General features: G+C 63.7%; 12 protein-coding genes. 6 read left to right on the forward strand and 6 right to left on the reverse strand.

Annotation, left to right across the window (positions count from 1 at the left end):
* The first annotated feature begins 199 nt into the window (after positions 1 to 199).
* A complete protein-coding gene (locus tag ACN6NG_RS18390; protein WP_474315396.1) occupies positions 200 to 1,570 on the forward strand; it encodes an aminotransferase-like domain-containing protein in 1,371 nt (456 codons plus the stop codon).
* A gap of 165 nt (positions 1,571 to 1,735) precedes the next feature.
* Positions 1,736 to 2,110, forward strand: a complete 375-nt coding sequence (locus ACN6NG_RS18395; RefSeq protein ID WP_197897994.1) for a hypothetical protein — start codon at positions 1,736 to 1,738, stop codon at positions 2,108 to 2,110.
* 140 nt (positions 2,111 to 2,250) lie between these two features.
* Here ACN6NG_RS18395 and ACN6NG_RS18400 read toward each other — a convergent pair whose 3' ends face one another.
* Entirely contained in the window at positions 2,251 to 2,406 is a 156-nt protein-coding gene (locus tag ACN6NG_RS18400) for a DUF2986 domain-containing protein (RefSeq protein ID WP_016500341.1), read from the reverse strand.
* Between the two features lie 204 nt (positions 2,407 to 2,610).
* Here ACN6NG_RS18400 and ACN6NG_RS18405 point away from each other — a divergent pair, with 204 nt between their 5' ends.
* The 3 genes from ACN6NG_RS18405 to ACN6NG_RS18415 all read left to right on the forward strand — a co-directional run bounded on the left by ACN6NG_RS18405 (position 2,611) and on the right by ACN6NG_RS18415 (position 6,767).
* Positions 2,611 to 4,365, forward strand: coding sequence for a phosphoethanolamine transferase CptA (locus tag ACN6NG_RS18405; protein WP_474315400.1), 1,755 nt, complete (start codon positions 2,611 to 2,613; stop codon positions 4,363 to 4,365).
* Between the two features lie 208 nt (positions 4,366 to 4,573).
* Positions 4,574 to 5,242 (forward strand): TetR/AcrR family transcriptional regulator, encoded by a 669-nt coding sequence (locus tag ACN6NG_RS18410; protein ID WP_063422917.1) that lies wholly within the window; start codon positions 4,574 to 4,576, stop codon positions 5,240 to 5,242.
* Between the two features lie 10 nt (positions 5,243 to 5,252).
* Positions 5,253 to 6,767, forward strand: a complete 1,515-nt coding sequence (locus ACN6NG_RS18415; RefSeq protein ID WP_063422916.1) for an MDR family MFS transporter — start codon at positions 5,253 to 5,255, stop codon at positions 6,765 to 6,767.
* Positions 6,768 to 6,785: 18 nt separating this feature from the next.
* Here the strand turns inward: ACN6NG_RS18415 and ACN6NG_RS18420 are convergent, their stop codons facing one another.
* From ACN6NG_RS18420 to ACN6NG_RS18435, 4 genes are read right to left on the reverse strand one after another with little or no spacing between them, the layout of a single operon-like run.
* Positions 6,786 to 7,322 carry a PqiC family protein gene (locus ACN6NG_RS18420; protein WP_063422915.1) on the reverse strand — a complete coding sequence of 179 codons (537 nt, stop codon included), beginning with the start codon at positions 7,320 to 7,322 and terminating at the stop codon, positions 6,786 to 6,788.
* Positions 7,323 to 7,333: 11 nt separating this feature from the next.
* Positions 7,334 to 8,974, reverse strand: coding sequence for a PqiB family protein (locus ACN6NG_RS18425; RefSeq protein WP_063422914.1), 1,641 nt, complete (start codon positions 8,972 to 8,974; stop codon positions 7,334 to 7,336).
* The gene (locus tag ACN6NG_RS18430) at positions 8,974 to 9,603 is read right to left on the reverse strand and encodes a paraquat-inducible protein A (protein ID WP_063422913.1); all 630 of its coding nucleotides are present in this window, start codon (positions 9,601 to 9,603) and stop codon (positions 8,974 to 8,976) included. The genes ACN6NG_RS18425 and ACN6NG_RS18430 overlap by 1 nt, the downstream gene beginning before the upstream one ends.
* Positions 9,600 to 10,196, reverse strand: coding sequence for a paraquat-inducible protein A (locus tag ACN6NG_RS18435; RefSeq protein ID WP_063422912.1), 597 nt, complete (start codon positions 10,194 to 10,196; stop codon positions 9,600 to 9,602). The genes ACN6NG_RS18430 and ACN6NG_RS18435 overlap by 4 nt, the downstream gene beginning before the upstream one ends.
* Positions 10,197 to 10,439: 243 nt before the next feature.
* On the opposite strand from ACN6NG_RS18435, the gene ACN6NG_RS18440 reads away from it, so the two are divergent.
* Complete coding sequence (locus tag ACN6NG_RS18440) at positions 10,440 to 10,913, forward strand: YMGG-like glycine zipper-containing protein (RefSeq protein ID WP_028613554.1); 474 nt, start codon at positions 10,440 to 10,442, stop codon at positions 10,911 to 10,913.
* Between the two features lie 47 nt (positions 10,914 to 10,960).
* Here the strand turns inward: ACN6NG_RS18440 and ACN6NG_RS18445 are convergent, their stop codons facing one another.
* Entirely contained in the window at positions 10,961 to 11,866 is a 906-nt protein-coding gene (locus tag ACN6NG_RS18445; RefSeq protein WP_016500346.1) for a LysR family transcriptional regulator, read from the reverse strand.
* Between the last annotated feature and the right edge of the window lie 13 nt (positions 11,867 to 11,879).

The raw sequence follows: 11,879 nt of genomic DNA on the forward strand, positions 1-11,879 counted from the left end.
ATCTCCATGACTGGCAGCCCGGAAGCGCTTATCGTTGCAACCCTGCCGCGCCGTTCCGGTGCACATCAAATAAACCATACGCTTTCCTTATTGTATGGATTTGTTAACAACCGTATGTCATGATATTCATATGTGTATGGACTGACAACCGGGAGGAATACCTATGCCTCTTGCCGAAACACCAAGAGAAGCTGCTCAAATGCGCTGGACAAAGCCTTTCAAGCCCAAAGCAGGCCCGAGATACATACAGATTGCAGACATGCTCGCAGAATCCATACAGTCTGGAATTTTGCAGGACGGCGAACAAATTCCGCCGCAACGTGCACTGGCTGCGCACCTTGGGGTCGACCTGACCACAGTGACCCGGGCTTATGCCGAGGCTCGCGACCGTGGGCTGATTGCCTCTTACAGTGGCCGCGGCTCGTTCATCCTGGGCGCCCGCGAAACCATGACGCCGGCAGCCATCGACCTGACCATGAACATCCCGCCGCAGCCGGCCAATGGCTCGATGGCACAACTGGTGAGCGCCGGGCTTGAGCAGGTGCTGCAACGCAACCGCATCGAAGCACTGTCGCCCTACCAGGACGAACCGACCACCCGTTCACTGCTGCAGGCGGCACAGGGTTGGCTGAAACCGGCATTGGGTGACCTGGACAGCCGCGGCCTTGCCCTCTGCTCGGGTTCGCAAGCGGCCATCTTTGCCATCCTCAGCACTCACACCCGCGCGGGCGATGCCATTCTCTGCGACCCACTCACCTACCCCGGCCTGCTGCTGGCCGCCCGGCAACTGGGGCTGCGCATTGTCGCGGTGGCCAGTGATGCCGACGGCATGCGCCCCGACTGCCTGGAGCAGGCCTGCCAGCAAAGCGACGCGCACCTGCTGTACCTCAACCCCACGTTCCACAACCCCACCGCGCACACCATGCCCGCGGCCCGGCGCCAGGCAATTGCCGAGGTGTTGATCAAGCGCGGTATCACGCTGATCGAGGATGATCCTTACCGTTATCTGCTCGACGACGCGCCGGCGCCCATCGCCTGCCTGACCGGGGGCGCCAATACGTATTACCTGGCGTCGCTTTCCAAGTGCCTGTGGCCAAGCCTGCGCACAGCCTTTGTGCTGCCACCGCGTGGCGACGACGGGCAAAGCCTGCTCAATGGCTTGCGCGCATCGAGCATGGGCTGCTCGGCCTTGCTGCTGGCGCTGGTCGAACAGTGGATCCGCAGTGGCACCGCCAGGGAGCTGGTCCAGGAAATCCAGCGCGAAGCCCGCGCCCGCCAGCATCTGGCACGCACGCTGTTGAGCCATGAGTTCCAGGCCCACCCCACCGGGCTGCACCTGTGGTTGCAGCTGCCAGCGCACTGGCACCAGGAACGGTTTACCCAGGCCCTGGAGGATGTGGGGGTGAGCGTGGCTGGTGCGGACTCGTTCAGCGTGGTAACGCAGGGGCCGGATGCCGTGCGCATCTCGCTGGGCGGGGCACCGGACCAGGCCCTGCTGGGGCAGGCGTTGCGCAAGGTGGAGGGGTTGCTGAAGGAAGACCGCCGCCGTGGCGGGCGGGCGTTTGTGTAAAGGGGTGATCAGGCGTCAAAAGTTCTACAAGTTGTTGCTGCAGCGAACTTTTTCCCGTTTACCGGTCTATGTGGGAGGCACAGAAAGGTCGCGGCACGCGAGAAGAGGTTCGCCCCACACCTGCTGGCCAGATGGCTCAATTGTTATCAGAGGTTGGCTTCGCTCATGAAAATACATGTCGCAAGGTTGGTGCTGCTCGGCCTGTTCTCGTTCGCGGCGGTGGGCATGGCATCAGCAACACAAATGAAAGCACCGGTGGCGCCGGCACCGGCCGTTCAGTCACCATTGCAGCCTGCCGGCAACCCCTGGTCGAGGGTGGCCAGCGTGGCCGATGCACAGCCGGCCACGCTGCTGGCGCACGACGACGATCGCTGGCATGACCACAGAAGCGACTGGCGCCGTGAGCAGTGGCGGCGCGAGCAAGCCCGGCGGGACTGGGAGCGGCGGCGGGACTGGGAACGGCGCCGTGATTGGGAGCGCCGCCATGAGCGTGCCCTGCACCAACGTCACCATGACGAGCACCGTTACTACCGCCGTTGAAGCCTACACGATCCCTGTAGGAGCGGCCTTGTGTCGCGATCGGGACGCAAAGCGGCCCCACAATTTCGATATTGATGCATAGATCGCACGGGCCGCTCTGCGGCCCGACCGCGACACAAGGCGCTCCTACACGGTCTGTTTCAATCGGCCAGCTGAGGAGTATCCCCCGACGCCTCGGCCTCCATCTTCAAGCGGTCAGCCTTGCAGATGTACTTGGGCTTGCGCGGTGCCAGTTTGGCATTGGCCTTTTTGGCATGCGCCTCCAATAGCTGCTTGATCTTCTTGCGACGGTTCATAATCCACAGGGCCTTTCAGTGCAGTTTTGCTGACCACATCATACCCGTGTGGCCTGCGCATTGCGCCAGTAAACATGGCGCCGGTTTACCCGCCGGCCCCTATTCCTCGCCACCTTGACGTTATTTTCACACGCCGCAGATTAGCGTCACGCCCTTTCCGGTCACGGGCACATCCGCTGGCCGCCAAGGTACGACGAGGCATACGTGTCACACACTACATCCCCCGCCGCGCACACGCGCGTGGACTGGGCCGGCCTGGGCTGGCTTTTGCTGTTCTTCTGGTACTTCTCCGGCGTTACCCAAGCGCTGCTGCTGTTCAGCGGGACTACCGGCTTTGCCGGTTTTCGCGATGCGTTCTTCCTCAGTAGCCTGTGGCTGGCCCCGGTGCTGCTGCTGCCCCGCTTCACCCGCGCCACGGCGGCCGTCATCGGCCTGGTGCTTTGGGCTGCATCGTTGGTGGGCTTGAGCTACTTCGGCATCTATCGCCAGGAGTTCTCGCAAAGCGTCATCTTCGTGATGTTCGAGTCCAACACCGCCGAAGCCGGTGAGTACTTCAGCCAGTACTTCAGCGTGTGGCTGGGCCTGGCGCTGCTGCTGTACACGCTGGTGGCGGTGCTGCTGTGGAAGCGCGTGCGCCCGGTCAGCCTGCCCCTGCGCAGCCGCCTGCCGGTGGTGGCCCTGTTGCTGGTCGCCAACCTGGTGTACCCGTTCTACAAGCAGATGGTGACGCAGGAGCGCAACTTCGCCGATGCCGCCGAAAAGGTGCAGCAGCGCATGGAGCCAGCAGTGCCCTGGCAACTGCTGGTCGGCTACCGTCAGTACCTTCAGCAACTGGACAACATGCAGAAGTTGCTGGCGCAGAACGCCGCGTTGCCGCCCCTGCAAAACCTGCGTGACAGCAGCGGTACGGCGCCACGCACCTTGGTGCTGGTGCTGGGCGAGTCCACGACCCGCGAGCACATGCACCTGTATGGCTACAACCGCGACACCACCCCCAACCTCGACGCGCTGGTCGCCAGCGACAAGGGCCTTACAGTGTTCCGCGACGTGGTATCGCCACGCCCGTACACCATCGAAGTAATGCAGCAGATCCTCACCTTTGGCAACGAGCAAAACCCGGACCGTTTCCTCACCGACCCGTCGCTGATCAACCTGATGAAACAGGCAGGCTACAAGACGTTCTGGATCACCAACCAGCAGACCATGACCAAGCGCAACACCATGCTGACCACGTTCTCGCAGCAGACCGATGCGCCGGTATACCTGAACAACCAGCGCAACCAGAACGCCAGCCAGTACGATGATGTGGTGCTGGCGCCGTTCGAGAAGGCCCTGCAAGACCCTGCGCCGAACAAGTTCATCATCGTGCACCTGCTGGGCACGCACATGGACTATCGCTTCCGCTACCCGAACGACTACGCGCACTTCACCGACAGCCAGGGCGTACCGAAAGAGCTGACGCCAGACCAGGTAGAAACCTACAACTTCTACGACAACGCGGTGCGCTACAACGACTACGTGGTATCGAGCCTGATCAAGCGTTACTCGGCAGGCAGCCCCAATGGCTTCCTGCTGTACCTGTCCGACCATGGCGAAGACGTGTACAGCTCCGGCAACCACGACCGCCTGGGGCGCAACGAAGGTGCGCCGACCCGGCCGATGTACACCATCCCGTTCCTGCTGTGGACCTCGCCCAGCTGGCAGGCCGAGCACCCACGTGATTTGCAGGCCATGGCCAACCGCCCTTACAGCAGCTCGCACCTGATCCATACCCTGTCCGACCTGGCCGGGCTGAGCTATGACCGCTTCGAGCCGGCCAAGAGCCTGGTGAGCCCGCAATTTGTGGTGGCACCGCGCTGGATCGGCGACCCGTACCGCAAGGATGGCTTGCGCGAGTTCGACCACCTGCCGCTGGACAAGCCCGAGCGGGTCCAGGAAACAGCCAGTAATCACCCGTAGATCGTCACGTGTAGGAGCAGCCTTGTGCTGCGAAGAGGCCGGTATTGGAGGCATACGGGTGTGTGGCCTGTACCGGCCGCTTCGCAGCAAAAGGCTGCTCCTGCAAGAATCGCGATAGGCCGTTTGCCGTATAAATTAAATTTAAATTGATTTTAAATTAAGACTCGACCACGCTCTGCCCATATTCCTGGTTTGCAGAGTACCCACCATGTCCGCAGCCCCCCGCGAACCCCGCAAGGACGGCGCCGTCACCCGTACGCGCATCCTCGAAGCCGCCGGCGAGCTGTTCGCCGCGCTCGGCTATGCCGAAACCAGCAACAAGGCCGTCGCGGCCAAGGCCGAAGTCGACCTGGCCTCGATCAATTACCACTTCGGCAGCCGCAACGGCCTGTACCTGGCCGTGCTCGACGAGGCCCGCAAACGCTTCCTCGACCTCAGCGACCTGCAGCGCATCACTCAAGGCAACCACGCGCCAGCCGAAAAGCTGCGCGTGCTGGTGGAACTGGTGGTGCACAAGGCCACTCAGGCCCGGGACAACTGGCATTTGCGGGTTCTGGCCGCAGAAATCCTCGCGCCCAGCCCTCACGGCCAGGCGCATCTGCAGGCCGCCGCGCCACTGCGCCTGTCACTGCTCAAGGGGCTGTTCAGCGAGGTCAGCACCATCCCCGTCGACGAACCGGCCCTGACCCGCTGCATCCTGTGCGTCACAGCGCCGTGGGCAATGCTGCTGATCGGCCCGCGCGGCGGCTCCGGGGCGCTGCACGAGATTCTGCAGATGCCCAGCGAGGCCGTTGCAGCGCAGCTTTACCGCTTTGCCCTTGCAGGCCTGCAAGACGCTGGCCAGCAGCATGCCCAGGCCAACGCCACCCCCAGCTGAGGTAAGCACTGTGCAACCTGTATCCACTGATACCTCCCCCGCCGCAACGGATGCGCAAACCTCCATTCCACTGCTGCTGGCAGCGCTGATGTTGGTGATGTTCCTGGCCGCCCTCGACCAGACCATTGTCTCGACCGCACTGCCAACCATCGTCAGCGACCTCGGTGGGCTGCGCTGGCTGTCGTGGGTGGTCACCGCTTACCTGCTGGCCTCCACGGTAGTGGTACCGCTGTATGGCAAGTTCGGTGACCAGTTCGGCCGCAAGCGTGTGCTGCAGGTGGCCATCGTGCTGTTCCTGCTGGGCTCGGCCTTGTGTGGCGCAGCACAGGACATGGCCCAGCTGATCGCCTTCCGCACCCTGCAAGGGCTGGGTGGCGGCGGCTTGATGGTGGTGGCGATGGCCGCCATCGGCGATGTCATCCCGCCTGCCGAACGTGGCCGCTACCAGGGCCTGTTCGGTGGCGTGTTCGGCCTGGCCACCGTGGTAGGGCCGCTGATCGGCGGTTTTCTGGTCGAGCAGCTGTCGTGGCACTGGATCTTCTACATCAACCTGCCCCTGGGCCTGCTGGCGCTGCTGGTGATCGGCAGCGTGTTCCGCCCGCACGTGGCTTTGGTACGGCATACGGTGGACTACATCGGCGCGTTCTTCCTTACCGTGGCATTGGCTGCCCTGGTGCTCATCACCAGCCTCGGCGGCAGCCTGCTGGCGTGGCAGTCGCTGGACATGCTGTGCCTTGCGCTGTTCGCCCTGATCGGCCTGGTCGGCTTCGTCCTGGAACAACGCCGCGCCGTCGAGCCAATCATGCCGCTGCACCTGTTCCGTCACCGGACCTTCGTGCTTGCCGGGCTGATCGGTTTCATCGTCGGGGTGTCGCTGTTCGGCGCCGTCACCTTCCTGCCGTTGTACATGCAGGTGGTGAAGAACGCCACGCCCACCAGTGCCGGGCTGCAGATGCTGCCACTGATGGGTGGCCTGCTGGTGGTGTCGGCGGTTACCGGGCGGCTGATCAGCCGCTGGGGGCGTTACCGGGTGTTCCCGATCATCGGCACCCTGCTGCAAGTGATTGCCCTGGGCCTGCTCAGCCGGCTACAGCTGGACACGCCCATGGCGCTGATGAACCTGTACATGGGCTTGCTGGGGGGCGGCCTGGGTATGGTCATGCAGGTGCTGATCCTGGCCGTGCAGAACAGCGTCGAATTGCGCCACATGGGCGTGGCCACCTCCGGGGCCACCTTGTTCCGCTCGATTGGCGGCGCCATCGGTGTGTCGCTGTTCGGCGCCTTGTTCTCGCACAGCTTGCTGGGCGGCCTGGGCAGTGACTTCGCCGCCAGTGCCGGGGGTGCCGCGAGCCTATCGCCGGCCGCCGTGCATGCCCTGCCCACGGCCCTGCAGCACAGTTACCTGCAGGCGTTTTCCGGGGCAATGCATGGTGTGTTCCTGCTGGCCGGGGTGATCACCAGCGTGGCTTTCGCACTGTCCTGGCTGCTGCGCGAGGTGCCGCTGCGCAAGGCCACGCAGGCGTGAACACAGGTCGACAGGCCTTCAGGCAGATGGCGAGCAGCGACCCCGAGCGGCACTGCCCCGCACTGCCTCGGCCAGTTTGCGCAGGTTGGCCTGGTGCGCATTTACCAGGCTGGTGATGCTGTTGTCAGCGGCAGTCTGCACCGAGGTGCGGCAGGTCAGCTCAGCCTGCCCCACCAGCTTCAGGCGCCACACGGTTTCCAGCGAGGCATAGCGCCCCGGCACCGTATCGAAGCGTTGTACGTCCACCCGCACTGCCGCCTTGGCGTCACCCGCCGGCCCACCCAGCTGGTCCTGCAAGGCGCTGCGAAACTCATCCACCAGGTTGGCACCCCACCATTCCGTCTCCAGAATGGCCAGGCCACTCTGCCCTTGCCGCACCACCAGTTGCGGGCGATCCACCTGGGGCGGCACGACCACCCGGGTCACCCGGATGTGCTGCCCGCTGTCACGCATCGGCTCGTTCGGCACCAGCGTGTGGTAGTTGTTCGGCGTACTGCTGCAGCCCCCGAGCCACACCAGCAGGCTGGCCACACACACATTGCGCAGTCGTTGCATCGGCTGTCTCCTCAGGGTTCAAGCTCTGCGGCCCCGGCCGCTTTCGGCCGCCCGCGAATCAGCGACTCGGGGTGCCGGCCCAGGTAGTCGGCAAGGTCGCGCAGCGACCGCGACATGCGCTCCAGTTCGTCCAGTGTTTCGCCCATCCGCTCGCGCTGCGGGGAGTCCTCGGAAATGGCCGCATTGGCCGTGCGCAGGGTCTTGTGCACTTCGTCCAGCGCCACCTTCACATCCGGCAACGTCTGGCCATTGAACTGCTTGAGGCTGGCGCGCAGCTCACGCAGGCTACCATCCAGGTTGCTGGCAATGCTTTCCAGCGGCAGCTTGGCTATGCGCTCGACCACGCGCTGCAACTGCTCCTGCAACTGTTCCAGGCTGCCCGGCAAGGTGGGGATGGTGATGGGGTTGGCGGCCATGTCGAAGGCCACCTTGGGAGCACCCGGGTAAAAGTCCAGGGATATGAACATCTGCCCGGTTATGAGGTTGCCGCTACGCGCCTGCGCCCGCAGCCCGTGCTCGACGAAGGTGCCGATCAGCCGCCGCGCCCCATCCACATCGCCCTCGGTGTGCTTGAACACTGCCAGCATCTTGCGGTGCACCGGCCCCAGCCGCTGTGGGTACACCACCGCATCGACCACCACCGGGAAGGACTGCCGCTCGGCATCGTAGTCAAGCTTGATCGAGGTGACCCTGCCAAACTCCACGCCCTTGAACTCCACCGGCGCACCCACCGACAGGCCGCGCATGGCCTGGTCGAAGCGCAACTGCAGGTATTGTGCCTGGCCATTGGGCGGGGCCAAGGCGGAGTCCCGGTCGGCAAACAGCTGGAAGCGGGCCTGATCGGCAGCAGGCTCGGCCTGCGGGGCAAAATCGGGCGAGCCAAAGGCCAGCCCGCCCACCAGGATCGATGACAGCGATTCGGTATCGACTTTCAGGCCATTGGCGCCAATCTGCATGTCGACGCCACTGGCATTCCAGAATCGGCTGTCAGCGGTGACGAAACTGTCGTAGGGGGCCTGCACGAACACGCCAATCTCCACCCCTTTGCCATCGTCCTGCAGGGCAAAGGACACCACCTCGCCCACCGGGATCTTGCGGTAATAGATCGACGAGCCGACATCCAGCGAACCCAGGTCGCTGGCGGTGAGGAAGAAACGCTTGCCCTTTTCGTCGAAGGTAATAGGCGGCGGCAGTTCCAGGCCGACAAAGGACTTTTCCGGTACTTTCGATTCGCCGGAATCAGCCCCGATGAAACTGCCCGACAGCAACGTATCCACCCCGGAGATTCCGCCCACGCCAATGCGCGGGCGCACCACCCAGAAGCGCGCGCCCTGAGTGGCGAACGCGCGGGCATCATCGGTCAACTGCACCTTGGCGACCACGCTTTTCTTGTCATCGGCCAAGTCCACCGTCGTGACTTCGCCAATCACCACGCTGCGGTACTTGACCTGGGTCTTGCCGGCCACCAGCCCCTCCCCCGAGTGGAAGGAAATGGCAATGACCGGGCCCTGCTGCATCCAGTTGCGCACCACCAGTGAAGCGCCAATCAGGATTGCCAGGATCGGCACGATCCACACCAGCGACACATTCCAGCGCCGGGTGCGTACTTCAACCTGCCCCGCGCCTTCGCGCTCGTCAGTCTGCTGCCCCATCAGTGCGGCCTCCCCTCGTTGGCATGGCTATCCCAGATCAGGCGTGGATCGAAGCTCATCGCAGAAAACATGGTCAGCACCACCACCATGCCAAAGAACAGGATGCCCACCCGCGGCTCGATGGTGCCCAGCCCGCGCAGCTGCACCAACGCCGCCACCAGCGCCACCACCATGACATCGAGCATCGACCAGTACCCGATCAGCTCGACGAAGCGGTACAGTTGCGAGCGCTGGCGGCAGGCCCAGCGGGAACGGTGCTGGGCGGTGAACAGCAGCAGGCCGAGCGAGAAGAACTTGATGGCAGGCACCCCCACGCTGGCAATGAAGATGATCAGCGCAATGTCCCAGGCGCCGGCCTCCCAGAACTCCAGCACACCACCACCAATGGTGCTTTCGCTGCCACTGCCAAGCATTTCGGTGTGCATCACCGGCAGCAGGTTGGCCGGGATGTAGAACACCAGCGCCGCCAGCAAAAACGCCCAGCCACGAGCGATGGCATTGGCCTTGCGCCGGTGAATGGCGGCGCCGCAGCGCGTGCAGGTGTGGTCACCGCTGCTCAGATCACAGGCCTGGCCGCAGCCATGGCACAGGCACAGCCCCAGTTGGTCGGCGTTGGCCGGGTGACTCATACCTGCACCCACAAGTCGCGAATATCCTTACCGGCGATACGGATGATCAGCATGCTCAGCGCGGCCAGGGCCAGCAGGCCTATACCAGGGATGACATCGAGCAGCCCGGCCAGCTTGATCACCGCCACCATCGCCCCCAGCAGGCATACTTCCAGCATGCTCCACGGTCGCAGGCTTTCCAGGCCGCGCATGCACAGGGCAAAACCGGGGGCACGCTGGCCGGCCAGGGCAAAACTCAACACCCAGCACAACATGGCAATCTGCAGCACCGGCGCAAAGATGATCGACAACGCCATGACCAGGGCGATGAAGGTGATGCTGCCGTGGCTGAGGATCTGCACGGCATCCCATAACGTCGCCGAATGGGTGAGGCCCTGCATGCCGATGGTCATCACCGGGTAGGCGTTGGCGAACACCAGCAGGATGCCGCCGGTCACACTCAAGGCCAGCCGCTGCTCGATGGTCAATGACGTGTGCCGGTACAGCACGCCGCCACAGCGCTGGCAAAGGGCGCGCTGGTGCTTGAGCAAAGGCGTACGCTGGTACACCGTGTCGCAGTACTCACAGATGATCAGATCTTGGCACTGGGTCATGTCGATTCCACGGATAGACCTGCAAGCCGCACCTAAGTCAGCAAGCCTAGACGGGAAAACTGCAATGCGTCAGCGGATGTGCCCATTGTCCCGAACCTCCTGGCAAGCGCTGCCCGGAGGGCACCTGGTTTGTTTTCGGCAAGCCGTTTGGCTGGCCCACTCGATTTACGTTCGACCGGCCTGTCGCTGGCTTGCAGCCGGGCTATCCTGTGACACGGGCTTTCTGCCCGGTGGAGGTGTGCCATGCGTACATTCACGTGGAGTTACCTGCTGGTGCTGCTGTGTGCGGCATCGGCAGCCCAGGCGCAGTCGGTAGTGCCGCTCAAGGGCCAGAGCAGCCAGCAGATGCAACTGGACATCAACGATTGCAATACCGTCGCTACCAATGCCGCGAACAGCACCGCGACGTCCAGCGAAGCCCATGTCGGTGGCCGGGTGCGTGGGGCAGCAGCAGGCGCCGCCGCCGGTGCCGTGGGCGCGCAAGTGCGCGGCAACCAGCACGAAGAGCTGTATGACCGGGCCAGTGACGATGCCAAACAGCAATACCGGCAAAACCGTGCCGGCGAAACGGCCGCTGCCGGTGCGGCGGTCGGCGGCATGCGCCAGCGCCAGGACCGGCGCCAGGATCGGCGCAGCGAAGGCGAGGCCAAAACCCAGGCCCATGCCAGTGCCTACAGCGGTTGCCTGCAAGGGCGCGGCTATCAGATCAATCCTTGATCAGCGGGCACGCCATGCCCCTAGATGTACAGCATGGCGTGCCGCTTTCAGAACTTCGCCAGTTCTTCCCGGCAAAACTCCACAAACAACTGTGCAGGCTTGGTCAGTTGCACCCGCTTCAACCACGCCGCCGCCAGCCCCGACAGCGCCACCGGCTCGGCGATATCCAGCAGGGCCAGACGCTGGCCGTCGTAGGTGTATTCCGAATGCGGTCGGGTCACCAGCAGCGAAAAACCGAAACCCTGCCCGACCATGCCCCGCACCATCTCGATCGACGGTGAGCTGAAGACGATGTTCGGCGTCAAACCCATCTCGTTGAACAGGCTGACGAAGTAGGTGCGGCTGGGAGCCACGTCCAGCAGGATCATCGGCTCCGGGCACAGGTCACGCAGCGATACCTGGGCCTGGCCGGCAAAGCGGTGGTTTTCTGGCAGCAGCACGTAAGGTTTTTGCGGCGGCATCAGCGGCTCGGCTTCGATGGTGCCGTCCAGGTCATGATCGTAGAGAAACGCCAGGTCGAACGTTCCGGCAGTCAGGCCCTGTATCAGCTCTTGCTGCTCGCCGTCGCGCAGGCGGATATCCACGCCTGGGTAACGCTGGCGGAAGGCGGCGATCAGGCGCGGCAGATACAACGGTGCCACGGTTTCGAAACAGCCGATGTCGATCTGCCCGGCGACGGTGTCGTTGTCAGCCAGGGCGTTCTGCTCGAACTCGTGGGCCATCTGCAGCAGGGATCGGGTCTTGGCGTAGAAACGCTTGCCGCTGGGCGTCAACGACACACCCTGGGCATGGTGGCGAATGAACAGCTGCACGCCGAAACTTTCTTCCAGGCTCTTGATGGCCGTGGAAATGGACGGCTGGGCGATGTACAGCTGGCGAGAGGCTTCGGCAACGCTACCGGCCTCCACGGTGGTGACGAAGTACTTGAGTTGTCGCAGGGTATAGGCAGCCACGGGCACCTCTTTG

It is taken from the genome of Pseudomonas sp. TSO6 (assembly GCF_056098905.1).